This window comes from Streptomyces sp. NPDC045778, from assembly GCF_056431945.1.
Genome location: NZ_JBWKJZ010000051.1, coordinates 14,281 through 36,740, shown reverse-complemented (window position 1 = coordinate 36,740; position 22,460 = coordinate 14,281). Strand labels below are relative to the sequence as shown.

The window sequence follows — 22,460 nt, the reverse complement described above, 5'->3', positions numbered from 1 at the left end:
CCCTTGCGCGGGTCCGTCGCCCTGTAGTCGGCTAGGTCTCATGAGGAGCATGCGGAACACGAGGCGTACGAGAGCTACACGGAGCCCGGCGACGACGGGGAGCGCAAGGGGCCTGCGGAGAACCGGTGTTGCCACGGTCGCGGCGGCTCTCGTCGCGGGCACGCTCTGGGCGGGCACACCGCCGGTGCAGGCCGAGGACGGCCCCCGCGCCCCGGCAGGCAGCGCCGGGATCGGCGTCGACCTGAACACGGTGACGATCCCTCAGCTACAGGCCCGCATGGCGGCGGGTTCGCTGACCTCGCAGGCGCTGACCTCCGCTTATCTGCGGCGGATCGACACGGTCGACCCCAAGATCAACGCGGTCCTCCGCACCGACCCGACGGCCCTGCGCCAGGCGGCCGCGAGCGACGAGAGGCACCGCGAGGGCCGTGCCCGCGGCCCGCTCGACGGCATCCCCGTCCTCATCAAGGACAACGTGAACACCCGCTCCATGCCGACCACGGCCGGGTCGCTCGCCCTCGCCGGAAGCCCGCCGGACACGGACGCCCCGCTCGTGAAGCGGCTGCGGAGGGCCGGGGCGGTGGTCCTCGGCAAGACCAACCTGTCCGAGTGGGCCAACTTCCGCGCGGCCAAGCCGACATCGGGGTGGTCGGCCGTCGGCGGCCAGACCCACAACCCGTACGTCCTGGACCGCAACCCCTGCGGGTCGTCCTCCGGCTCGGGCGCCGCCCTCGCCGCGTCCCTGGCACAGGTGGCCATCGGCACCGAGACGGACGGCTCCATCGTGTGCCCGGCCGGAATGAACGGAGTGGTCGGCCTCAAGCCCAGCCTCGGCGTGGTCAGCCAGGCCGGAGTGGTCCCGATCTCCGCGGAGCAGGACACCGCGGGCCCCATGGCGCGCAACGTCGTCGACACGGCGCTCACACTCGCGGTCCTCAGCGGCGACGACGGCGCGCGTCCCGCCGCGGCGCCCGAGCCGCGCCCGGACGGCCTGCGCGGTAAGCGCGTCGGCCTGTGGCGGCTGCCCGACCTTGGCCCGGACGTGGACGCCGTGATGACGCGCACCGCCCAGCAGCTGCGGAAGGCCGGGGCCGAGGTCGTCGAGGTGACGCCCCCGTACCAGAAGCGGCTCGCGGAGCTGGAATTCCCGGCGTTGCTCAGCGAGTTCCACCGCGACATCGACGCCTACCTCGCCACCCGCAAGGGCCCGCGCGACCTCGCGGGCCTCATCGAGTTCAACCGTACGCACGCCGCGGAGCGGACCTGCTTCGCCGGGCAGGAGCTGTTCGAGCAGGCGCTCGTGGCGCCGCCCACCACCGACCCCGCCTACCAGGCCATGCGCGCCGAGCTGAAGGACCTCTCCCGGCGCTCCATCGACGAGACCATGGCGGCGCACCGCCTCGACGCCATCGCCGCGCCGACGAACCCGCCCGCCTGGACCACCGACTGCGCGCGGGGCGACAACGACGTCATCCCGTCCTCCACCCCGGCGGCCGTCGCCGGCTACCCGTCCCTGTCGGTGCCCGCCGGATTCGTGAAGGAGCTGCCCGTCGGCGTGCTCCTGACGGCCGGAAACCACCAGGACGCCGAACTCCTGTCGCTGGGCGCCGCCGTGGAGCGGCGGCTGCGAGCCTGGCGGGCTCCGCGCTACCTGCCGACGGTGGGCCCCGACAGCGCCCGCTGAGACCGCGCGGTCACCACGCGCGCCCCGGCGCGCGTGGTGACCCACGGACTCACCGCGTGGTGACCGTGCGCTCGGCCGAGTACCCGCCCCACGTGCCGTCGGGCAGCTTGGCGCGCAGCCGCACCCGGTGCGTGTCGCCGGGCTTCCGGCCCACGTAGAAGCTGTGCTTCGCCCGGCCCTGCGGAACCGTGCCGCCGAAGACCAGCGAGGTGGCGCTCCTGCCGTCGAGATGGATCTGATACTCCGTCACCGCGCCGCCGGTGCGAGGCGGCTTCCAGGACAGGTCGACGTAGTACGCCCCGTCCTTCTCGCGCGTGGTCGCGCGCAGGTCGGCGGGCGCGGTGCCGCGCCCGCTGTCCTTGCTGCCCGATGTGGTCACGCGCGCGGAGGGGCTCGCGGGCGAGAAGTTGTCGGCGGCGTCCCGCGCCTTCACCGTGAACGTGTACGTCCTGCCCGGGCGCAGCCCGGTGATGAGCGTGTCCGTGGTGCCGCCGCCCACGCTGTGGATCTTCGTCGTGCCCTGGTAGATCTCGTACGAGGCCACGCTCCGGTCGTCCTTCGACGCGCCCCACGACAGGGTCGCGGCGTGCCCGCCCTCGGCCTCGCCGCGCAGCCCGCGCGGGCGCGTGGGCGCCTTCGTGTCGGCCGCGGCGGCGGCCGGAGTGGTGACCGTCAGCTTCTTGCTGTCGGCACTGAGGTTCCCGTCGGCGTCGCGCGCCCGGACGGAGAACGTGTACGTGGCGGAGGGCTTGAGCCCGGTGACGTCGACCATGTGCTGAGCGGCCGGTACGCGCTTGACCCGGGTGGTGCCCCGGTACACCTCGTACGCGCTGACGTCGCCGCCGCTGGTGGACCGGTTCCACATCACGTGCACGGACGTGGCGCTGCCCGCCTGCACGGTGACCCCGCGCGGCGCGTCCGGGGGCGCGGCGCCTCCCCCCTCCTCACCGCCCCAGGCGCAGGCGCTCAACAGACAGGCGACGGTGACGGTGAGGCAGACGGGAGGCAGGTGACGCGTGTGGGGGGTCCGTCGCACGGGGGTGCCTTCCACTCGACGGCAATTGGTCCGGACCAATTTGTCAGGGGTGACCGGGGCACATCAAGAGGGGCGGCGGATCGGGCGAGGCCCTGAGGTCAGAGGCACCCCTCCGACAGCGCGACTCCGGCGGCGCGGAGGTGCCTGAGGGCCGCCGCGAAGGAGTAGCAGTCGAAGAGCGCCGAATGCTCGTGTCCGGCTGCGGGTTCGGGCAGGCCGAGCACCTGCCACAGGCGCCCCACGTTCACGCCTGTCGTCGTGGGCGCCAGGGCGTTGATCCAGGGCCGCACGTTCAGGAAGTGGGCGTCCAGATAGCTGCTCGCGATCCGCTCGCCGCGTGCCCGCGCCCACCCCACGTTCTCCCCGAGGACGACCATGTCGTTGCCGTACGACAGCACGGTCCGGCCCTTGCAGAACCCCAGGAAGTCGCCGAGGGCCCGGGCGGGGGAGAGGCCGTCACGGTCGACCGCTTCCTGCCCGATGCCGGTGAGTTCGCTGAAGAACGCCGAGAGCCGCGGATTGACCACGGGCCGCACCAGCACCTCGTACTCCTCCACGACCGAGAGGTCCGCGTCGAGGCGCAGGGCCCCGATCTGCACGATCTCCCGCAGCTGCCCGGGGGCGGACCAGTCCTCTTCCTGTGCTCCCGGCCACGTGGTGAACTCCAGGTCGAAAACCACGAAGGTGGACACGATGTCGCTCTCCTTGCCCTGCGCGCGGTGGGGTGCGCGCCGGTCGGCGCGGCCGCGGTGCCCATCATCGGCGATCGGGTGACCTGCGAGCCCGCAGGCACGACCGGCCCGCCCGCCGGGGTGCGGCTGTCCTTGAGGCCGGTTGACGGTCGCGCATACCTGACGCGACGACCGGGAAGCGTCCGATCCGACGGAACACGACCGTTCCCGAACCCGCCGTCCCGGAAGCGTCACCGTGATGCCCTGGCCTTCCGTGTCCGAATCCAGGGAGGCCGCCGCCATGTCCCGAACGCCACAGGAGATCTTCGAGAGGTACGTCCACGCCGGGACGATGAGCCGCGACGCCGACGCTGTCGCCGAGAGCTTCACCGAGGACGGCGTCTTCGAGGCGCCGCTCATGCCCGCGGGTGCCTCCTTCCCCAGGAGGCTGGTGGGCCGCGAGGAGATCCGCGCCGCGATGGCGGGGTACTACAAGCAGCGGGCGCGGGACGGCCGCTCGCCGAACCTGGAGAAGTCCGGGTACGTGCTGCACACCACCGCCGATCCCGACGTGTTCATCGTCGAGATCGACACGGTCTTCGACGGGGACGGGCACGGGGACGAAGCCGGCGGGGACGACGTGCGCGTCTCGCTGGTGCAGATCTTCCGTATCCGCGACGGCAAGATCGCCCGCCTGCGCGACTACTTCGCACCCGACCTGATGGGGTGAGGACGCCGGGCCGATCCGGGCGGGGGAGCGCGGACGGGCCCGCCGCGACGGGGGAGCGCGGCGGGCCCGTCCTCCAGTGTGCCCCCACGAGCCGACACCATGTGTGCCTGGCCGTGGATTGGCCGGGTCTCTTCGCCCGCCCTCGGCGATCGGCCGCGGGCGGGCTCGCCGAGGAGGCCGGGCGTGGTCACGGTGCGGACGTCGAACAGGGTGCGCACCAGGCAGGGTTCGCGTGATCCGCCCAAGAAGTAAAGCGGTGGACAGGCCTTCGGTTCTGGGTGAGCATCTCCGCGATGACCAGCGAACTTCCCTCCCTCCCCCGGCGTGTCCGCTTCGTCCGGCTCAACGCCAAGGCGCTCCGGGCGCTCGCCGACGGTGACCTCGCCGGTGGCAGCGCCGAGGCCGGTGTGGCCCTGGACGAGCACTTCGTCGGCGACCGGGCCCGGTCGATCTTCGCCTACCGCGCCGACCAGCTCGCCCGGGACCCCTCCGCCGCGCCCTGGACCACGCGGGCCGCGGTGTCCGAGCCGGACGGGGCCGTCATCGGCGACGCCGGGTTCCACGGGCCGCCGGACGAGGCCGGGGTGGTCGAGGTCGGCTACAGCGTGGTGCCCGCCCACCGGCGCCAGGGCTATGCCCGCGCCATGCTGCGCGCGCTGCTCGTCCGCGCCGCCGCCGAACCGGGTGTGAGGACCGTGCGGGCCACCATCCGGTCCGACAACAGCGCCTCCCTCGCCACCATCGCGGGCTTCGGTTTCACCCGCGTCGCCGAGAAGGGGAACGAGGCCGACGGGATCGCGCTCGTCTTCGAGGTCCCGGCGGACGCGGTGCGGGGGGCGTAGCATCCCGCCCGGTGGGCACCGGCCGGCCCGTGGCGGTGGCTCCGTCAGCCCGGCAGTGCGGCCAGCCACTCGGTGAGGATCTCGTTGACCTCCGTGGGGCGTTCCTGCTGGATCCAGTGGCCGCAGTCGGGCAGGACGCGGGAGGAGAGCAGCCCCGGGAGCGTGACAGGGAAGGCGTCGATCGCGTCGGCCAGCCAGGTGGTGGAGGCGTCCAGGGCGCCGCCGGCGAACAGGGAGGGCTGGGTGAGGGGCGCGCCCTCGAAGGCGGCGAGGTCCTGCCAGTCACGGTCCATGTTCCGGTAGCGGTTGAGCGCGCCGGTCAGGCCGGTGCGTTCGAACTCCGCGGCGAAGTGGTCGAGGTCCCGCTCGGTGAGCCAGCCGGGAAGGCGGCCGGTGGGGAACCGGTCGCGCAGTGACCCGCCCGGGCTGACGAAGTGCGGATCCGGGGCGTCGGCCGCGGGCATGGTGTCGGCGGACAGCGCCGCGTAGAAGCCCGCGAGCCAGCCCCGTACGTCGGGTTCGATCTCCGCTTCGGCGCGCCCGGGCTCCTGGAAGTACGAGGCGTAGAACTCCTGGTCCCCGCCCATGTCGGCGAAGACACTGGTCGGGCGGGGGCCGCCGGGCGGGGTGTAGGGCACGCTCAGCATGCCCACCGCGCGGAATACCTCCGGCCTGAGCAGGGCGGAGTGCGCGGCGATGGTCGCGCCCCAGTCGTGGCCGACGACCACGGCCGGCTCCCCGCCCAGGGCGCGGACCACCGCGACGTTGTCCTCGACGAGGTCGAGCATCCGGTACGCGTCGATCGCGGCGGGCTTGGAGGAACGGCCGTAGCCGCGTACGTCCATGGCGACCGCGCGATAGCCAGCGGCCGCCAGGGCGGGCAGTTGGTGACGCCAGGAGTACCAGGACTCCGGGAAGCCGTGGAGGAGCAGCACCAGCGGCCCGGTTCCCTGCTCCGCCAGGTGGATCCGGCCCGCCGGTGCGGAGACGGACCGGTGTGTGATCTCCGGACTGGGGTGTGCCATACGTTCCTCCAGGTCCGGCCGCTGTGGACACGGCCGCCTCGTGTCGTCCCGATGGTTCCGTACCGATCATGCGCAAGATGCCGACGACGGGACGAACTTGTTTGCCGGTTCGGCAAATCCGGCCCGTGGCGGTACGACGGCCGCGCCGGTCGCCGCGGCTGTCAACGGCTGCCGGCGCGGGCGGCGCGCAGGGCGGGGACGATCCGCCAGTCCCGTTGGAAGACGAGGTTGTGCAGGTCGGCGGCGACGATGGCGCGGAAGGTCGGGAGGAGTTCGGCGGCCTGGGCGGGGGTGAAGACGTTGAGGGGCCACTCCGCGACGGTGGTGCCGCGCAGGTGGGGGTGGTGGAAGCCGGCGTCGTAGTGGGCGTGGAGGGAGAGGGCGGGAAGCCCGGCGCGGACCTGTTCCGGCCAGGTCAGGCGCCAGTTGGCGTAGCTGCCGCCGTGCTGGTCGCGGCGCAGGCCGGTGGCGTGGAGGGTGCCGGTGCCGAGCAGCAGGTGGGTGTCGTACTCGGTGAGGGCCTGCCGGGCGGGGGCGTCGAGCAGCTCGGCCGTGGTGGCGAAGACGGCCTCCTTGGCGGGGCGTTCGGTGTGCCCGGCGTGGGTGCCGTCGCGCAGGTCGGTGAAGTGGCGGACGAGGGCTTCTATGGGGGCGGGCGGTGTGGTGGTCATGGGCGGGGTGTCCCTTCCAGGGGGCGTGGGGCGGTCGTCAGGGCAGGTCGCGCAGGGCGTCGGCCAGGTGTGGCAGGAGGCGGCTGCGGGGGCGGATGAGGTCGGCGTGGGCGGTGCCCGGGGCGTGCACGAGGCGGGTGGGGACGGCGGCGGCCTCCAGGCGCTCGGCGTAGGCGAGGACGTCGTCGGCGACGGGATCCAGGGCGCCGACGGCGAGCACGGCGGGAGCCAGGCCGCGCAGGTCGACGGCGTCGAACGGAGTGCTGTACAGGGCCGTGCCGTCCGCCGCGACGGCCGTGGCGGGCCCGGTGCCGCGCCAGCCACGCCAGGCCCGGCGGAGCGCGGCGGGCCGGGGGAAGGCGGCCGGGTCCCGTCGGTGACTGGGGGTGTCGCAGGCCGGGTCGAGGGGCGGGTAGGCCAGCAGCTGGGCGTCCAGGCGGTGGCCGCGATCGCGGCGCGCGAGGGCGGCCACCGCGGCGAGGGTGGCGCCCGCGCTGTCCCCGCCGACGGCGATCCGGGCTTCGGCGCCGGCTCGTTCGCCCACCCAGTCCAGTACGGCCAGGACGTCTTCGAGCGCGGCGGGGTGGCGGTGCGCGGGAGCGAGCCGGTAGTCGACGCTCACGACGTTCCAGCCGGTCAGGGCGGCCAGGCGATGGGTGACCGGGTGCCAGTCGGCGGCGGATCCGTACTGCCAGCTCCCGCCGTGCGCCCAGACGAGCCAGCCGCCGGGCCCGGCCCCGGGCCCGGCCCCGGCCCCGTCCTCGTGTCCGCGGACGGCTTCGTGGACGCGGACGGGGACGGGGCTCGGCGCCGGGACGGTCAGGCGTCGCCACGCGATCTCTCCGGTACGGACGGCACTACTCGTGATCATGGCGGAAGCTCCTCTCGGCGTATGTGGTCACAGCTGGCGCAGGGCTCCGCCGTCGACGCTCCACTCGGCCCCGGTGACTTGGGCGGCGCGCGGCGAGAGGAGGTAGGCGATCAGGTCGGCGACCTGCTCGGGGGCGCCGATGCGGCCGGTGGGCAGGCGGCGTTCCTGGCGGATGAAGTGGTCCACGGCCTGGTCGGCGGGGAGGGAGAAGCGTGCGGCGAGCTGCTCGGCGAAGCCGCCGGGGGCGTCGAACAGGGCGGTGCGGGTGGGGCCCGGCGAGACCACGTTGGAGCGGACGCCGGAGCCCCCGAGGCTGGTGGCGAGGGACTTGGAGACGGAGAGCAGGGCGGCCTTGGAGGCGGCGTAGTCGGCGATGGTGGCGTCGGGCAGGCGGGCGGCCTCGCTGGCGACGTGCACGACGCTCGCGCCGTGCGGGTTGTCCTGGAGCAGGGGCAGCGCGGCGCGGGTGAGGCGGACGGCGGCGTGCAGGTTGAGAGCGAAGGTGGTGTGCCACTGGTCGTCGTCGATGGCGGCGAAGGACGGCCGGGAGGTCAGGGCCGCGGCGTTGTTGACCAGGCCGTCCAGGCGGCCGTGGGCGCCGCGGACGTGCTCGACGATCCGCTCGGCCGCCGCCGGGTCGGTGAGGTCGGCGGCGACGAAGTCCGCCTCGGCGGGCAGGGCGCCGGTGCCGGTGGTGCCGCGGGCCACGGCCACGACGTGGGCGCCTTCCGCGGCGAGCAGGTGGGCGGTGGCGTGGCCGATGCCGCTGGTGGCGCCGGTGACGACGATGACCTTGTCGGTGAGCTGGAGGTCCATGAACTGCTCCTTGGGGGAGGGGGGTTGGTGGTTCTCGGCGAGGGGGCTCCGGCCCCCGGGCCCAGGGCGCGGGGCCCAGGGCGCGGGGCGCCTCGGTCCCGTGCCGCCGACCCGCTGGACGCGGCCCTCAGGCCCGCTCGGCCGCCCCGGCCCCGCGCTTCGGCCGGAGGAACACCGCCGCGAACACCACCCCGAGCAGCACCAGCGCGGCGTTGACGGCGATGGCCACGGTGACGCCGTGGTGGACGGCGGAGGCGGTGGCCGCGCCCGAGGTGGTGGCGGTGACGACCGCGGACATGATCGGGGTGCCCATGGTGATGCCGACCTGCTGCGACATCGAGGCGAGCCCGGTGGCGAGGCCCTGCTCGGCGTCCGGGAGCCCGCTGGTGGCGGTCACCATGAAGCCGACGATGACGAGCATGTTGCCGATGCCGCCGAAGAAGGTGGCGGGCAGCAGCAGGGTGAGTGACATCCCCGTCGTCGTACCGAGGAAGAGCAGCGCGGCGGTGAACACCGTCTGGACGACGCCGCCCGCGACCAGGGCCGTGAGCGTCGAGTAGCGGGCGATGACCTTGGGGGCGAGGAGGCCGCCGACGACGGTGCCGACGCCCAGGACGCCGAAGGAGACGCCGGCGGTGAGCGGGGTGAAGCCGAGGGTCTTCTGGAGGTAGAGGGTGAGGAGGTAGACCAGCGAGGTCTCGGTGACGAAGGCGAGCAGGCCGAGCACATTGCCCCAGGCGACGTTGCGGCGCCCCAGCGTCTTCAGCGGGACGAGCGGCTCGGCGACCTTGCGCTCGACGGCGAAGAACGCGGCGAGCAGGGCGACACCCGCGGCGAGGCCGATGAGGGCGTGGGCGTTCGTCCAGCCGTGCTCCCCGGCCTGGGTGAGGCCGTAGACGAGGGCGAGCAGGCCGAGGGTCACGGTGAGCGCGCCGGGCAGGTCCAGCTTCGGCCGGGTGGCGGGCCTGGACTCCTTGATGACGGCGGGGGCGATCACGATCACGGCCAGGGCGACGGGCACGTTGACGAAGAAGGCCCAGCGCCAGGAGAGCAGGTCCGTCAGGACGCCGCCGAGGATCGCGCCGGTGGTGAACCCCGCGGACATCAGGGCGCCGTTGATGCCCAGCGCCTTCTGCCGCAGGGGCCCTTCGGGGAAGGAGGTGGTGAGCAGGGAGAGCCCGGCGGGGGTGGCGGCGGCCGTGGCGAGGCCCTGGGCGACGCGGGCGGCGAGCAGCACTTCCGGGCTCGTGGCCAGGCCGCCGACGAGCGAGGCCAGGCCCAGCAGGGCGAGGCTGCCGATGAAGATCTTCTTGCGGCCGATCAGATCGCCGATGCGGCCGAAGAAGAGGGTGAACCCGGCCGCGCTCAGGGCGAAGGTGGTGGCGATCCACTGGAGGTTGGAGAGGGAGAAGCCGAGGCCGTCGCCGATGGCGGGCAGCGCGACGTTCAGGATCGAGAAGTCGACGGCCAGCATGAACTGGGCGACCAGCAGGACGGCGAGGACCAGCTTCAACTCGCCGGTGAGCCGCTGGGGTCGAGCCGCGGGCTTGGGCGGAGGCGGGGTGGCTTCGGTGCGGCGCGGGGCCGGGCGGGCCGCGAGCTTCGGTGCGGACATGGGAGAGCTTCCTTTCGGCTTCACCGCGACGACGCGGGAAGCACCGGCGGCGAGCACGCCGGGGCAGGACGGAGGAATCCTGGAGCGATCCGCCCTAATGGGCCTGTCGTTCCGTTACGGCTGAGAAGTTAGCACGCCGAATGCGGTAAGGGAACTGGAGTCCCGATACGATGGGGGTGCACGCTGTGGAACACCGCTCGACACCTCTAGGAGGGGACCTCCCATGCCCGGCACCCCGGCCTCCGCCACCGCGGCCTCTGGCACCCCGGCCTCCGCCACCGCGGCCCCCGGCACCCCGGCCTCCGCGTCCCCGCCCCCGGGCACCGTCCGCCCCGGCGGACGCACCGCCCGCGTGCGCGAGGCCGTCCTGCGGGCGGCCGGTGACGCGCTGGCCGCCGACGGGTTCGACGCGCTCGACCTCACCGAGATCGCGGGGCACGCCGGTGTCGGCAAGACCACGGTCTACCGCCGCTGGGGCACCCCCGGCGCGCTCGCCGCCGACCTGCTGGCCGACATGGCCGAGCAGTCACTGCGGCGCGCCGACACCGGCAGCCTGGACGGGGACCTCAGGGCGAACGCCCGCCTGGTCGTGAAGACCCTCACCGACCCCCGGCAGGGTCGGCTGTTCAAGGCGCTGATCGCCGCGTCCCTCTGCGACGAGCAGGCCGCGCGGGCTCTGCACCGCTTCTACGAGGTGCGCATCGAGGAGTGGGCCGGGTGCGTCCGCGACGCCATCGCGCGCGGCGAACTCCCCACCGGCACCGACCCGCACGCCGTCGTCGCCGCCGTCTCGGCACCGCTGTACTACGCGCTCCTCAACCGGGGACGCGCCCTGACCGAAGCCGACGCGGACGCGGCCGCGCGCGCGGCGACCACCGCGGCACGAGCAGGGGTCTGGGCTCCGGCACCGGAGTGAGGGCGCGCCTCCCGGCCTCGGGGCGCCGAGCCGGGCGAAAGAGCCCGGCCGCGCGGCGACGCCTCCGCCGGGCCCCTCGGGCGCACAGGGCGTGGTCGATCAGGGCGCTTGCCGCGTCGGGCCGATCCGGCGCACCCCCCCCGCATCGGCCCGGGGGACCCCCCCGGCAGCGCTCAGCCGGCGGGGTGCTGGAAGGCGACCTCCGGGTCGGCCTCGCTCGGGCCGTCGAGCAGGGGTGTGGGCCGGTGGCGCAGCCACTTGTCGAAGAACGCCCCCGTGTAGGCACGCGTGATCTCCGCGGCCCGCCTGCCCGGCAGGCCCTCGGGGTCGTCCTCGCCCAACTGCCCGGCCAGCGGCGCCAGATCGGTGAAGGCGAAGTGGTCCGCGCCGGCCAGCGTGAGCCATCGCTTCCAGCCTCCCCACCGCTTCCAGAGCACGTCCCAGCTGCCGTCGTCGCCGCCGGGGCTGTGGCCGGCCTCGGTGCCCGTCATCAGGACGGGGCGGCCGGACGGGTCGTCGCTGTCGATGAAGGGGCCGTCCATGTTGACCGCGGCTCGTACGCGTGCGTCCCGGACCAGGGTGGCCATGGCGGCGGCGCCGCCCAGGGAGTGCCCGCCCGCGCCGATCCTGCTCTTGTCGATCAGGCCCGCGTGCTTCCACGGCGACGTCCTCCCGGCCAACCGCCCCAGGACGAAGCGGAGATCATCGGCCCGGCCCTCCGCGGCGGCCCGGAAGGTGGTGGGGCCGACCTTCCCGCAGGCCGCGCACGGCAGGATGCCCTTGCCCGGGAACGCGACGCCCGCGGCCTCGTAGGCATGGTCGACGACCGCGACGACGTAGCCGCGGCTGGTCAGGTCCTCGGCCAGGCCGGTGAGGACGGCCCCCGGCGTCCGGAAGCCCGGCGAGAGGACGACCAGCGGGAACTTCCCGGACCTCGCCCTCGCCCCGGGGAAGGTGTGGGTGCGGGTGGCGCTCAGCACCTCGGCGGGCAGCTCCACCTCCAGCTCCTTCAGGAAGGCACGGGCGCCCTCGGTGCTCATGTACGGGGCCGGCCTGCCGCTCGCCTTCCGCGCCGGGCGGTACGCCGGGTAGTACATCGACACCATCAACTCCCGGGCGCCCGCCTGGGGCACCCACGGGTCGCGGCGGGTCTTGTCGACGAGATGCAGTGAACTGCGGCCCACCGCGAGACCACCGGTGGGCGCGGGAAGCTCCAGCCTCTCCGGCCGCTCCGTCGTGCCGGGCGGTGAGGGGGACGACACCGGGGCAGCGCCCGCGGAGCCACAGGCGGTCAGCACGACCGTGCCCGCCAGCAGGACGGCAACGGCGCCACGACGACGTGAGGACATGTCCACGACCCTTCTCTCGGGGGCCGCGCACGGTGACGTCGGCCTGGGTGGAACCACCGTAGAAACGCCGGCGCCGCGAGGAATCACGCCGGAGAGCCAACCCGGGCCGTAGCTCTGGGGAGCCAGGCCGTGGCCCGGCGAAAACCAGGTGTGGACGGCCCGCGCGGCGGTGTGTGATCAGGAGCATGACGATCGTGACGGGCAAGCCGGAAGCCGACGGCCTGAGCGAGGCCGTGGACGCTCTGCGGGAGTGGCAGGCCGAGGGCGTGCCGACGCAGCTGCATCCGGGGGACCTGGGCTGGTTCTGGCGGTCGGGCGCGCGGGCGACGGCCGAGGCGGTCCGGACGTGGCGCCGGGGCGGCCGGATCCTCGCCGTCGGGCTGCTGGACGGCCCCGGCCTGCTGCGGATGACGACCGCGCCCGACGCCCGGCGGGACGAGGCACTCGCGCGACAGGTGGCCGACGACGTGAGCGCGCCGGAGCGCGGTGTGCTCCCCCAGGGCAGGGCCGACGTAGAGGCGCCGGCCGACGCACTGGTCCACGACCTCCTGAGCGAGCGCGGCTGGCCCACCGACGAGCCGTGGACGCCGCTCCGCCGCGACCTCGCGCGGCCGGTCGAGGACCCGGGCGTACGGATCGAGAAGATCGGGCCGGAGCAGGCGCATGAGTACGCCGCCGTGCACAGGGCGTCGTTCGAGGGGTCGAGGTTCACCGGCGAGCGCTGGCTGGCGATGGCGGCCGGACCGGCGTACGCCGCCGCCCGTTCCCTGCTCGCGTACGACGACGGCGGCAGCGCGGTGGCGGCGGTGACGGTGTGGTCGGCGGGCCCGGGCAGGCCCGGCCTTCTGGAGCCGATGGGCGTGCACCGCGACCACCGCGGCCAAGGCCACGGCAAGGCGATCACCCTGGCAGCGGCGGCGGCGCTCCGCCGGCTCGGCTCGTCGAGCGCGGTCGTCTGCACCCCCAGCTCCAACGCCGGCGCCGTCGCCACCTACATGTCAGGGGGCTTCCTGCGGCTCCCGAGGTCCGGGACCGGTACCGGGCCGCCTAGGAGCGCGGCGGGTGGCCAGGTGGTCCTCAGCTGTCCGGCCCCGCGAACCTCCGCGCGAGGTCGCGGTGTCTGTCCGCGGCGAGCCTCCCCTGGTCAGGGCTGACGGGGGAGCCCGGCATGCGGCTCAGGCGTTCGACCTGCTCCGCGAAGCGCAGGTGTTCGCGGTGGGCGTGCTCCCGGCAGGCCAGGCAGGTGACCCGATCCGGACGCGCAGAGGTCATCGCGTAGGGCACCCGCAGCCCGCAGCCGGAGGTGACGAGCCCCGGCAGGTCGCCGGCCAGGCCGAACGTGGCGGCCACCACCTCGCGGACAGCGGCGGCGTCGTGGACCACCTTCACCTCGACGTGGAGGTGCGGATCACTCCCGCCCATGGGTCCTCCCCGCCCCGGCGGCCGGACAGTTCGAGAACGCCCCCGCCCGGCCGCACCCCGCACGGTGAGCCGGCCCCGTTCCTCCCGGCCACTGTGCTCGGCCCGACGCGGTCCGTCTACACCTTGCGGTAGTCGTACGCCTCCCGCGCGGCCGCCTCCACGGCGGTGAGGTCCGCGCCCGCCGACGCCGTGACGACCGCCGCGACCGCGCCCTCGACGAACGGGGCGTCCACGAGGCGGGTTCGGGCGGGAAGTTCGCCCCCTACAGCGATGAGGGCTTTCACGGTGAGGACCGCGCTGCCCAGGTCGGTGAGGATCGCGACGCCCGCGCCCCGGTCGACCCGGCGGGCCGCGGCCGCGACGAGGCCCGAGCTGGTGCCGAGGCCGCCGTCGTCGGTGCCGCCCGCCGGGGCGACGGGGGCCGTGCCGCCGCCCGCGAGGCCCCGCGCCAGGGCCGCGACGGACTCCGCGACCGCGGCGCTGTGCGAGACGAGCACGATGCCGACCCGCGGGGTGCCATCACTCACCGGGCGCCTCCCGGCGGCCTCGGCGGTGTCGGCCAGAGCCTCGAACAGCAGGGCAGACGAGGCCGCCCCCGGGTCCTGGTGGCCGACGCTGCGCTCGCCCAGATAGCTCGCCCGGCCCTTGCGGGCCCGCAGCGGGACCGTCGCCGAGGCTCCCCGGCGGGCCGCGTCGCGTGCCGCCACGAACGACGTGCCCAGGGCGTCCGCGCCCGGGACCAGCGCGTCCAGCATCGTCTTGTCGCCGGGCGCGGAGCCGCCGAGCGCGGCCACCGCGGCCACCCCCGCGCGCAGCGCCTCGGCGAACTCCGCCGCGCCGACCTCCGGCGCGTCGCCGAGCGCTTTGCCCGCGCGGCGCAGCAGCGTGCCGTACAGCGGCCCCGACGCCCCGCCCACCATGGAGATCAACTGCCGCCCCGCGAGCGTCAGGACAGCCCCCGGCGTGCCGGGGGCCTCCTTCTCCAGCGCGGCGACCACGGCGGTGAAGCCGCGTCGCAGATTGCTGCCGTGGTCGGCGTCGCCGATGGGCGAGTCCAACTCGGTGAGCCGGTCCGCCTCGCGGTCCACGGCCGCCGCGGCCGCGGTCAGCCAGCGGCGGAAGAAGTCGGCGTCGAGCACGGGGCCTCCTCGCGTCAGGGTTGGTGGAGTGTGCCGCACGTGGGGGCCGGTGCCGGTCTCACATGCCCCAGCGCAGCGCGGCCGTACGCACCGGCGCGTCCCACAGGCGCAGGAGTTCCTCGTCGATCCGGCACAGCGTCACCGAGGCGCCCGCCATGTCCAGAGAGGTCACGTAATTGCCGACGAGGGTGCGTGCCACGGCCACGCCGCGCTCGCGGAGCACGCGCTGCACCTCCGCGTTGAAGCCGTACAGTTCCAGGAGCGGGGTGGCGCCCATGCCGTTGACGAGTACGAGCACGGGGTCGCGCGGGGCGAGGTCCTCCAGGACGGCGTGCACGGCGAAGTCCGCGATCTCGCCGGAGGTCATCATCGGGCGCCGCTCCCGGCCCGGCTCGCCGTGGATGCCGACGCCCAGCTCCAGTTCGCCCGCGGGCAGGTCGAAGGTGGGGGAGCCCTTCGCGGGCGTCGAGCAGGCGCTGAGCGCGACGCCGAAGCTGCGGGCGTTGTCGTTGACGCGCCGGGCGACGGCCTCGACGCGCGCCAGCGGCATGCCCTCCTCGGCCGCCGCGCCCGCCAGCTTCTCCACGAACAGGGTCGCGCCCGTGCCCCGCCGCCCCGCCGTGTACAGGCTGTCGGTGACCGCCACGTCGTCGTCCACCAGGACCTTGGCGACCTGGAGGCCCTCGTCCTCGGCGAGTTCGGCGGCCATGTCGAAGTTCAGTACGTCACCGGTGTAGTTCTTCACGACGAACAGCACGCCCGCGCCGCTGTCCACCGCGGCCGCCGCCCGCACCACCTGGTCCGGCACCGGCGAGGTGAACACCTCGCCGGGGCAGGCGGCCGAGAGCATCCCGGGACCCACGAACCCGCCGTGCAGCGGCTCGTGCCCCGAGCCGCCGCCGGAGACCAGGGCGACCTTCCCGGCGACGGGCGCGTCCGCGCGGGCGATCACGCGGTTCTCGACGTCCACGGCCAGCTCCGGATGCGCGGCCGCCATGCCCCTGAGCGCGTCCGCGACCACGGTCTCCGCCACGTTGATGAGCATCTTCACCGTACGTACCTCCGAGTCGAACGGACAGCGGGGGGCTGCGTGTTCGCCTCAGTATCACGCGGGTTCAGGCCATGGTCACGTGCTCGCGCGCGGGCCGTACAGGCGCTCCTCAGAGGAGCTTCGGCAGCCCGAGGTTGTTGATCAGCGGGCCTTCGACCGAGATGCCTTCGGTGATCAGCGACTCGGGCGCGGGAAGCAGCGGCGACGGGTTCGCCGGGGCGTGCCGCGCCGTCGGCACGGGCCCGACGGCCGCCGCGGTGGCGGTGGACATGCCGGTCAAGGCCAGACATCCGAGGAGGGCTGAGGTCAGGCGTCGGCGCATGAGGTCCCTTTCTGCTGTACGAGTTCTGCTGTACGAGGCCCCTCCCGGACGCGGGCGGAGCGCCGACATGGCTGCCCACGCGGAGGCCCGGGGATGCGCGCTGTCCCCCGTACGAGGGGCCGGGCGACGCGGTACGCCTCCGCCGCGGACGGGCCCGCGTCGCCATGTCAGGCCGTCCAGCCGCCCCACTCCGGTCCCGTACGCCGCCACTCCCGCTCCCAGGCGGCAAGGCGCCGCCGGTCGAGGGCGTGGCCCACCGCCTGCCGCGCCAGGAGCGCGACCAGGGCGGTCGTCACGCCCGCGGCGAGCGCCGCGCCCGCCGTGCGCAGGGCCACGTCGTCGGCACCCGGCGGCGCCCCGGCCACCCGGCCGCGCTCGTCCAGCCACACGGCCGCGTGCTCACCGCGCCGACTCCCGGCGGTGACGCGCGCGTTGCCGGTGCGCTCGGTGCCGTCCGGGGACGTCCAGCGCGCGGGGACGTCGTACAGGGGCACCGTGCCGACGGCCGGGACCGGCGGGGGCGCGTCCCCGGTGAGCGTGGCGGTCACGCGGTGGCGGGTGGCCGCCGCGGCCCGCGCCTCCTCGTCGGCCCGCGCGTGCACGCTGAGCCCGGCGGCCGCCCCGGCCGCGGGCACGCCCAGGAACAGGACGAGGCCCACCACGAGCACCGTCCACGCCTCGACCACGTCCGAGCGGCGGCGCAGCGGACCGCGTCGCCAGCGCCACCACAGAACCCGAGAGCGCATCGCGTCAACCTCCGCACCACGCAAGGGGTCCGGCGACTTCGAGCGTAGCGGGCCCGGCCGCGCCGGGCAGCCGCCCGGGCGGCCCTCGCGGCACTTCGGGGGGCGAAGGGGCCCGCGGCCACGTGTCACCCGGACCGGTCGGCTCCGCGTGGCCTCGGCCTCGCGGGCGGGCGGGTCTCGGCCACAGGGCCGTTCGGCCTTCACGTACAGGCCTGTTCGCCACTCGCGCGCGCGTCGTCACGGTGTCAGCGTCATGCGGGAAGGCCCTGAAGTCCTCCCGTACGTCACCCCGAAGACGCACAGGGAGGCCTCGCCGCGGCCTTCTCCGACGAGGTCGCGACGAGACGAGAGGGGCGATGGCCCGTGGAGCATCCGTTGATCGTGGGCGTCGACGGCTCCGAGCCGAGCCTGCGGGCGCTGGACTGGGCGGTGGACGAGGCCGACCGCCGGGCGGTGCCGCTGCTGATCGTGCACGCGTCGAGCTGGGAGTGGTACGAGGGGCGCGAGCCGTCCTTCGGCATCAACCGCGCCTTGGTACGGGCACAGGCGGACCAGGTCGTCGCGGACGCGGCCGAGCGCGCCCACTGCCGCAGCTCCTCGGTCAAGGTCACCAGCCAGACGCTCGACGAGGACCCGGCGGCCGCGCTGATACGGGAGAGCCGCCGGGCGAGCGGGGTGCTCGTCGGCGGCCGGGGCCGCGGCCGGCTCGCGGGCCTGCTGCTCGGCTCGGTCAGCCTGTCCGTGGCCGCCCACGCGCAGTGCCCGGTCATCGTGGTGCGCGGCGCGGAGGAGAACCGCGACGGGAACCACCGGCGCGTCGTGGTCGGCGTCGACGAGGCCGCGGACGCGCGGCCCGCGCTCGACTTCGCCGTCCGCTGCGCGCGGCGGCGCGGCGCCGCTCTCGACGTCGTGCACGCCTGGCGCTGCCCCGCGCACGAGGCACCGGAGCCGCCGCGCCCGGCCGCCGCCACCGACACCCACCAGGGGCGGGCCGAGCACCGGGTCGAGGAGGCGCTGGACGGCCTCGCGCCGGACCGTGGCGACGTCCCCGTGCGCCGCAGGGTCGTCGAGGGCAGCCCCAGGGCCGCGCTGCTCGACGCGGCCGCCACCGCCGACCTGCTCGTCGTCGGCGCCCGCCGCCGCGCGGGCCACGTGGGCATGCAGCTCGGCCCGGTGAACCACGCGGTGCTGCACCACGCCCCGTGCCCGGTCGCGGTGGTGCCGCACGCCTGACCGCATGCCGCACGGGTGAGCGAGGTGGTGCGGCCCTCCCGGGAGAGGGCGGGCCGCACCACCCCGGCCCGGGCGCACCCCACCGGCCCCCGCCCGGGCACACCTGACCGGCCCCCCGGCCCGGGCACACCTGACCGGCCCCTCGCCCGGGCGCGCCCCCACTCGACCCCCCGACCGGGCCACCCCCAAGTGGGGCACACCCCGGCCGCGGGGCAGGCCATCCGGCGTGGGTGACTCACCCGGCCTGAACCGCACCTGCCGTGGAACCCGGCCACCCCGCCCCCGTAAACTCCCGACGGAAAATCGAGGCTTCCCATGGTCAAGGACCAACTCTCCGTCCTGGACGCGCACTGGCGCGCCGCGAACTACCTCGCGGCCGGCCAGATCTACCTGCTCGCCAACCCGCTCCTGACCGAGCCGCTCAGGCCCGAGCACATCAAGCCCCGCCTCCTGGGCCACTGGGGCACATCGCCCGGGCTCAACCTCGTCCACACCCACCTCAACCGGATCGTGCGGGAACGCGACCTGGAGGCGCTGTGCGTCTGGGGGCCCGGTCACGGCGGCCCCGCCGTGCTCGCCAACTCCTGGCTGGACGGCAGCTACAGCGAGACCTACCCCGACGTCACACGCGACGCGGCGGGCATGGCACGGCTCTTCCGGCAGTTCTCCTTCCCCGGCGGCGTGCCCAGCCACGTGGCGCCCGAGACGCCCGGCTCCATCCACGAGGGCGGCGAGCTGGGCTACTCCCTCGCCCACGCCTACGGCGCCGCCTTCGACAACCCCCACCTGCTGGTGGCCTGCGTCATCGGCGACGGCGAGGCCGAGACCGGCCCCCTGGCCACCTCCTGGCACTCCAGCCGCTTCCTCGACCCCGTCCACGACGGCGCGGTCCTGCCGATCCTGCACCTCAACGGCTACAAGATCGCCAACCCGACCGTCCTGTCCCGCATGCCCGAGCCCGAACTCGACTCCCTGCTGCGCGGATACGGCCACGAACCCCTGCACGTCAGCGGCGACGACCCGCACACCGTGCACCGCGCGATGGCCGCCGCCCTCGATCAGGCAGCCGACCGCATCGCGGGGATCCAGCGGGCGGCCCGCGACGAGGGCAGGACCGAGCGGGCCCCCTGGCCCGTGATCGTGCTGCGCACGCCCAAGGGCTGGACCGGACCGGCCGAAGTCGACGGCAAGCCCGTCGAGGGCACCTGGCGCTCCCACCAGGTACCCCTCGCCGGAGTCCGCGACAACCCGGAGCACCTGCGCCAGCTGGAGGCCTGGCTGCGCTCCTACCGGCCCGACGAGCTGTTCGACGCCGACGGCAGGCCCGTCGCCGAGGTCCTCGCCTGCGTCCCCGACGGCGACCGGCGCCTTGGCGCGAGCCCGCACGCCAACGGCGGCCGGCTCACCCGCAGCCTGCCCCTGCGCCCCCTGGAGGACTTCGCCGTCGCGGTCGACAAGCCCGGCACCGCCCTGCACGAGCCGACCCGGGTCCTCGGCGGACTGCTCGCGAAGGTCCTCGCCGACACCGCCGAGCGCCGCGACTTCCGCGTCGTCGGCCCCGACGAGACCGAGTCCAACCGCCTGGGAGCGCTGTTCTCCATCACCGGCAAGGCCTGGCAGGAGCGGACGCTGCCCACCGACGAACACCTCGCCCCCGACGGCCGCGTCATGGAGGTCCTCTCCGAGCACCTCTGCCAGGGCTGGCTGGAGGGCTACCTCCTCACCGGCCGCCACGGCCTGTTCTCCTCGTACGAGGCGTTCGTGCACATCGTCGACTCCATGGTCAACCAGCACATCAAATGGCTCAAGACGTCACGCGACCTGCCCTGGCGCGCCCCCGTGCCCTCCCTCAACTACCTGCTGACGTCCCACGTCTGGCGCCAGGACCACAACGGCTTCTCGCACCAGGACCCCGGCTTCGTCGACCACGTCCTCAACAAGAGCCCCCAGGTCGTGCGCGTCTATCTGCCGCCGGACGCCAACACGCTGCTCTCCGTCGCCGAGCACGCCCTGCTCAGCCGGGACTACGTCAACGTCATCGTCGCGGGCAAACAGCCCTGCTTCGACTGGCTGCCCCTGGACGCGGCCCGCGCCCACTGCGCGCGCGGCGCGGGCGTCTGGGAGTGGGCGGGCACCGACGACGGCCTGCGCGACCCGGACGTCGTCCTCGCCTGCGCGGGCGACGTGCCCACCCAGGAGATCCTCGCCGCCACCGCCCTGCTCCGCGAGCACCTGCCGGAGCTGACGGTGCGCGTCGTGAACGTCGTCGACATCGCGCGCCTCATGCCGCGCGAGGAACACCCGCACGGCATGGCCGACTTCGAGTACGACGCGCTCTTCACCCGCGACAAGCCGGTCATCTTCGCCTACCACGGGTACCCGTGGCTCATCCACCGCCTCGCCTACCGCCGCGCGGGCCACGCCCAGCTCCACGTGCGCGGCTACAAGGAGACCGGTTCGACCACCACGCCCTTCGACATGGTCGTCCGCAACGACCTCGACCGCTACCGCCTCGTCATGGACGTGATCGACCGCGTCCCCGACCTGTCCGTGCGCGCCACGGGCCTGCGCCAGCTCATGGCCGACGCTCGGACGCGCCACCACGCCTGGATCCGCGAGCACGGCACGGACCTGCCGGAGGTCGCGGACTGGTCGTGGCCCCACTGACCGGCTCCGCCCGGCCGGGGCCGCGGCCGGTCCCAGGGGCCCGATCGACCTGACCGGGCCCGTCCGGAGCCGCCCGTGCCGGCCCGCACCGCCCGTTCACCCCTCCACCCGCTGGGGCACGCCATGAAACACAACCGCACCCCGTCCCCCTCCGGCACCCGTCTGGATGCCGCCCGGCCCGCCGTCCCGCGCGTCGTCACCGTGGGGGTCGACGGCTCCTACGCCAGCTTGGACGCCGCGGACTGGGCGGCCCGCGAGGCCCTGCGCCACCGCGTGCCGCTGCGCCTGGTGCACGCCGGGATCCCGCCCGCGCACCCGGCCAGGGGACGCCGCGTCCTCCACCTGGCCGACCGGGCCCGCGGCGTCCTCGACCGGGCCGCGATCAGGCTGGCGTACGTCCACCCGGCCCTGGAGATCCACGCCCAGCAGCCGTGCGGTCCGGCGGTGCCCGCGCTCCTCGCCGCGTCGGCGGAGGCCGAGTCCCTGGTGCTCGGCTCCCGGGGGCTCTCGGGTCCGACCGGCTTCGCCGGGTTCCTGGTCGGCTCGGTGGCGGCGGGCGTCGCCGCCCGCGCCGAGCGCCCCGTGGTCCTCGTACGGGCGGGGGAGCGGCCCGAGGACGCGCACGTCCCCGACACCGCCGGAGCGCCCTCGCGCGGCACGCCGTACCGCCCGGTCGTGCTCGGCGTCGATGTCGAGCACCCCGGCGACCCGGTGTTCGCGTACGCCTTCACCGCCGCCGCGGCCCGGGGCGCGCCGCTGCACGCGGTCCACGCCTGGTCGGCGCGGCGGCCCGCCGCGGGGGAGCCGACGGACCTGTCCGGCCTCCTCGGCCTCGAAGCGGCTGCCCGGGACCGGACCAGCACGCTCCTCCGGCCGTGGCGGCGCGCGTTCCCGCAGGTCGAGGTCGTGGAAGAGGTGGTGTTCGGGCGCGCGGGCCACCATCTGCTGAAGGCCTCGCTCGGGGCCTCACTCCTGGTCATCGGCCGCCGTGTCACACCGGGCCCGCAGCTCGGCCCTACGGCGCACTCGGCGGTCCACCGCGTGTCCTGCCCCGTCGCGGTGGTGCCGTACGCGTGAGCGACGAGTCCTCGCGGACGTCGACGCCGCGCGGCGGCAGGCGTAAGGTCCCTGCCCATGCAGCCCTCACCCGACCCGCTGTCATGACCGCCCGCCGCAGCGCCGGACTGCTGCTCTTCCGCGGGACGGGCCCGAAGCCGGAGGTGCTCATCGGCCACATGGGCGGACCGTTCTGGGCGCGCCGCGACGCCGCCGCCTGGTCCATTCCCAAGGGGGAGTACGCCGACGACGAGGAGCCGCTGGCCGCCGCGGTGCGTGAGTTCGAGGAGGAGCTGGGGCTGGCGGCGCCCCCCGGCCCGTACCTGCCGCTGGGTGACGTGCGCCAGGCGGGCGGCAAGACGGTGACCGTCTGGGCCGTCGAGGCCGACCTTGACCCGGCGTCCGTCGTGCCGGGCACCTTCGAGCTGGAGTGGCCGCCCCGCTCGGGCCACGTGCGGGAGTTCCCCGAACTGGACCGGGTGGCCTGGCTTCCCCTGGCCTCGGCCCACGACAAGCTCGTCGCCGGCCAGCGCGCCTTCCTGGACCGCCTCACCGCGCACCTGACGGGCTGAGCGGCAGGGCAGGGGCGCGCCCGCCC

Annotated in this window: 21 protein-coding genes and 2 pseudogenes; 9 read left to right on the top strand and 14 right to left on the bottom strand. The window is 74.9% G+C overall.

Annotated features, from left to right (window positions below; all coding sequences use genetic code 11):
* Positions 1 to 49 precede the first annotated feature (49 nt).
* The gene (locus AC07GB_RS37535; RefSeq protein WP_478853644.1) at positions 50 to 1,684 is read left to right on the top strand and encodes an amidase; all 1,635 of its coding nucleotides are present in this window, start codon (positions 50 to 52) and stop codon (positions 1,682 to 1,684) included.
* Between the two features lie 49 nt (positions 1,685 to 1,733).
* On the opposite strand, the gene AC07GB_RS37530 is transcribed toward AC07GB_RS37535, so the two are convergent.
* Both AC07GB_RS37530 and AC07GB_RS37525 read right to left on the bottom strand, forming a co-directional pair.
* Positions 1,734 to 2,720, bottom strand: coding sequence for a fibronectin type III domain-containing protein (locus AC07GB_RS37530; RefSeq protein ID WP_478853642.1), 987 nt, complete (start codon positions 2,718 to 2,720; stop codon positions 1,734 to 1,736).
* Between the two features lie 98 nt (positions 2,721 to 2,818).
* A complete protein-coding gene (locus tag AC07GB_RS37525) occupies positions 2,819 to 3,412 on the bottom strand; it encodes an exonuclease domain-containing protein (RefSeq protein WP_478853640.1) in 594 nt (197 codons plus the stop codon).
* Positions 3,413 to 3,692: 280 nt separating this feature from the next.
* Here AC07GB_RS37525 and AC07GB_RS37520 point away from each other — a divergent pair, with 280 nt between their 5' ends.
* Together AC07GB_RS37520 and AC07GB_RS37515 are read left to right on the top strand one after the other, a co-directional pair.
* Complete coding sequence (locus AC07GB_RS37520; RefSeq protein WP_478853638.1) at positions 3,693 to 4,121, top strand: nuclear transport factor 2 family protein; 429 nt, start codon at positions 3,693 to 3,695, stop codon at positions 4,119 to 4,121.
* Between the two features lie 293 nt (positions 4,122 to 4,414).
* Positions 4,415 to 4,963 (top strand): GNAT family N-acetyltransferase, encoded by a 549-nt coding sequence (locus AC07GB_RS37515; protein WP_478853636.1) that lies wholly within the window; start codon positions 4,415 to 4,417, stop codon positions 4,961 to 4,963.
* A gap of 44 nt (positions 4,964 to 5,007) precedes the next feature.
* On the opposite strand, the gene AC07GB_RS37510 is transcribed toward AC07GB_RS37515, so the two are convergent.
* The 5 genes from AC07GB_RS37510 to AC07GB_RS37490 form a co-directional block, all read right to left on the bottom strand.
* Positions 5,008 to 5,988: an alpha/beta hydrolase gene (locus AC07GB_RS37510; RefSeq protein ID WP_478853634.1), complete on the bottom strand. Its 981-nt coding sequence runs from the start codon at positions 5,986 to 5,988 to the stop codon at positions 5,008 to 5,010.
* Between the two features lie 161 nt (positions 5,989 to 6,149).
* Positions 6,150 to 6,659, bottom strand: coding sequence for a hypothetical protein (locus tag AC07GB_RS37505; protein WP_478853632.1), 510 nt, complete (start codon positions 6,657 to 6,659; stop codon positions 6,150 to 6,152).
* A 37-nt stretch (positions 6,660 to 6,696) separates the two neighbouring features.
* On the bottom strand, positions 6,697 to 7,530 hold the full coding sequence (locus AC07GB_RS37500; RefSeq protein ID WP_478853630.1) for an alpha/beta hydrolase fold domain-containing protein: 834 nt from the start codon (positions 7,528 to 7,530) through the stop codon (positions 6,697 to 6,699).
* Between the two features lie 27 nt (positions 7,531 to 7,557).
* Complete coding sequence (locus tag AC07GB_RS37495; protein WP_478853628.1) at positions 7,558 to 8,346, bottom strand: SDR family NAD(P)-dependent oxidoreductase; 789 nt, start codon at positions 8,344 to 8,346, stop codon at positions 7,558 to 7,560.
* A gap of 127 nt (positions 8,347 to 8,473) precedes the next feature.
* Positions 8,474 to 9,961 (bottom strand): MFS transporter, encoded by a 1,488-nt coding sequence (locus AC07GB_RS37490; protein ID WP_478853626.1) that lies wholly within the window; start codon positions 9,959 to 9,961, stop codon positions 8,474 to 8,476.
* A 223-nt stretch (positions 9,962 to 10,184) separates the two neighbouring features.
* On the opposite strand from AC07GB_RS37490, the gene AC07GB_RS37485 reads away from it, so the two are divergent.
* Positions 10,185 to 10,877, top strand: a complete 693-nt coding sequence (locus AC07GB_RS37485; RefSeq protein ID WP_478853624.1) for a TetR-like C-terminal domain-containing protein — start codon at positions 10,185 to 10,187, stop codon at positions 10,875 to 10,877.
* A gap of 173 nt (positions 10,878 to 11,050) precedes the next feature.
* On the opposite strand, the gene AC07GB_RS37480 is transcribed toward AC07GB_RS37485, so the two are convergent.
* Positions 11,051 to 12,226: an alpha/beta hydrolase family protein gene (locus AC07GB_RS37480; RefSeq protein WP_478853622.1), complete on the bottom strand. Its 1,176-nt coding sequence runs from the start codon at positions 12,224 to 12,226 to the stop codon at positions 11,051 to 11,053.
* Between the two features lie 185 nt (positions 12,227 to 12,411).
* Here AC07GB_RS37480 and AC07GB_RS37475 point away from each other — a divergent pair.
* Positions 12,412 to 13,277 (top strand): annotated as a pseudogene (locus AC07GB_RS37475) (GNAT family N-acetyltransferase).
* Between the two features lie 26 nt (positions 13,278 to 13,303).
* Here AC07GB_RS37475 and AC07GB_RS37470 read toward each other — a convergent pair.
* The 6 genes and pseudogenes from AC07GB_RS37470 to AC07GB_RS37445 form a co-directional block, all read right to left on the bottom strand.
* A complete protein-coding gene (locus AC07GB_RS37470; RefSeq protein WP_478853620.1) occupies positions 13,304 to 13,648 on the bottom strand; it encodes a hypothetical protein in 345 nt (114 codons plus the stop codon).
* A 116-nt stretch (positions 13,649 to 13,764) separates the two neighbouring features.
* Positions 13,765 to 14,145, bottom strand: coding sequence for a PTS sugar transporter subunit IIA domain-containing protein (locus AC07GB_RS37465; protein ID WP_478853669.1), 381 nt, complete (start codon positions 14,143 to 14,145; stop codon positions 13,765 to 13,767).
* A 51-nt stretch (positions 14,146 to 14,196) separates the two neighbouring features.
* Positions 14,197 to 14,787 (bottom strand): annotated as a pseudogene (gene dhaL / locus AC07GB_RS37460) (dihydroxyacetone kinase subunit DhaL); the annotation flags it as partial.
* 58 nt (positions 14,788 to 14,845) lie between these two features.
* The gene (dhaK, locus tag AC07GB_RS37455) at positions 14,846 to 15,838 is read right to left on the bottom strand and encodes a dihydroxyacetone kinase subunit DhaK (RefSeq protein WP_478853618.1); all 993 of its coding nucleotides are present in this window, start codon (positions 15,836 to 15,838) and stop codon (positions 14,846 to 14,848) included.
* 109 nt (positions 15,839 to 15,947) lie between these two features.
* Positions 15,948 to 16,109 carry a hypothetical protein gene (locus AC07GB_RS37450; RefSeq protein WP_478853617.1) on the bottom strand — a complete coding sequence of 54 codons (162 nt, stop codon included), beginning with the start codon at positions 16,107 to 16,109 and terminating at the stop codon, positions 15,948 to 15,950.
* 218 nt (positions 16,110 to 16,327) lie between these two features.
* Positions 16,328 to 16,906 (bottom strand): Rv1733c family protein, encoded by a 579-nt coding sequence (locus tag AC07GB_RS37445; protein WP_478853615.1) that lies wholly within the window; start codon positions 16,904 to 16,906, stop codon positions 16,328 to 16,330.
* Between the two features lie 363 nt (positions 16,907 to 17,269).
* On the opposite strand from AC07GB_RS37445, the gene AC07GB_RS37440 reads away from it, so the two are divergent.
* The 4 genes from AC07GB_RS37440 (at position 17,270) to AC07GB_RS37425 (ending at position 22,434) form a co-directional block, all read left to right on the top strand.
* Positions 17,270 to 18,139, top strand: a complete 870-nt coding sequence (locus AC07GB_RS37440) for a universal stress protein (RefSeq protein ID WP_478853613.1) — start codon at positions 17,270 to 17,272, stop codon at positions 18,137 to 18,139.
* Positions 18,140 to 18,454: 315 nt separating this feature from the next.
* Positions 18,455 to 20,806, top strand: a complete 2,352-nt coding sequence (locus AC07GB_RS37435; protein WP_478853611.1) for a phosphoketolase family protein — start codon at positions 18,455 to 18,457, stop codon at positions 20,804 to 20,806.
* Between the two features lie 123 nt (positions 20,807 to 20,929).
* Positions 20,930 to 21,883 (top strand): universal stress protein, encoded by a 954-nt coding sequence (locus AC07GB_RS37430; protein ID WP_478853609.1) that lies wholly within the window; start codon positions 20,930 to 20,932, stop codon positions 21,881 to 21,883.
* 83 nt (positions 21,884 to 21,966) lie between these two features.
* The gene (locus AC07GB_RS37425) at positions 21,967 to 22,434 is read left to right on the top strand and encodes an NUDIX hydrolase (protein ID WP_478853667.1); all 468 of its coding nucleotides are present in this window, start codon (positions 21,967 to 21,969) and stop codon (positions 22,432 to 22,434) included.
* Positions 22,435 to 22,460: the final 26 nt, after the last annotated feature.